A 469-nucleotide genomic window follows, 5' to 3' on the forward strand; every position below is an offset into this window, starting at 1 on the left:
TATTAATTGCCTCCTAGTTTTGATTCGTCGATGCCTTCTGGGAATAAAGGCCTATCCAAGATGGACTTAATGCATGCCACCTCCATTATGCTTTTGATGCCTTGTTCTGCGGTGACTCCTACTGTCTTGATTTGGACGGTTGTTGCACCTGATAACAGTATTACAGACATGACATTCGAAATAATGCCAGACAGTTCATCCAAAGACGGATTCTCTTCATCCAGGATGCTGAGAATGCGCTTGGCTACCTCTTCAGACTTCCGAATTGCCTTGTGTGCTGATTCGGGCATATCAGACGTCTTAGCTAAGCCGTGAGCCATTTCGCAAATGGAATTAATCTGGGAATAATGCACTTCCAATTGCTTCTTGTCGAAGTATGGCATTGCCGCCAACCTCTGCCACTCTTTATTCTGGGTGTGTAGCATAAAATCGTAACCTCCCTAAAAAACTGCCTCCATCCGACCGCGCA

Annotated in this window: 1 protein-coding gene; it reads right to left on the bottom strand. The window is 45.4% G+C overall.

The genetic code is table 11. From position 1 onward, the window contains the following. Nucleotides 1-2 precede the first annotated feature (2 nt). Nucleotides 3-425 (bottom strand): hypothetical protein, encoded by a 423-nt coding sequence (locus tag VJI93_RS08505; RefSeq protein WP_324000444.1) that lies wholly within the window; start codon nt 423-425, stop codon nt 3-5. Nucleotides 426-469 lie beyond the last annotated feature (44 nt).

The organism is Parvimonas sp. M20, assembly GCF_035282425.1.
Classification (GTDB): Bacteria; Bacillota; Clostridia; order Tissierellales; family Peptoniphilaceae; genus Parvimonas.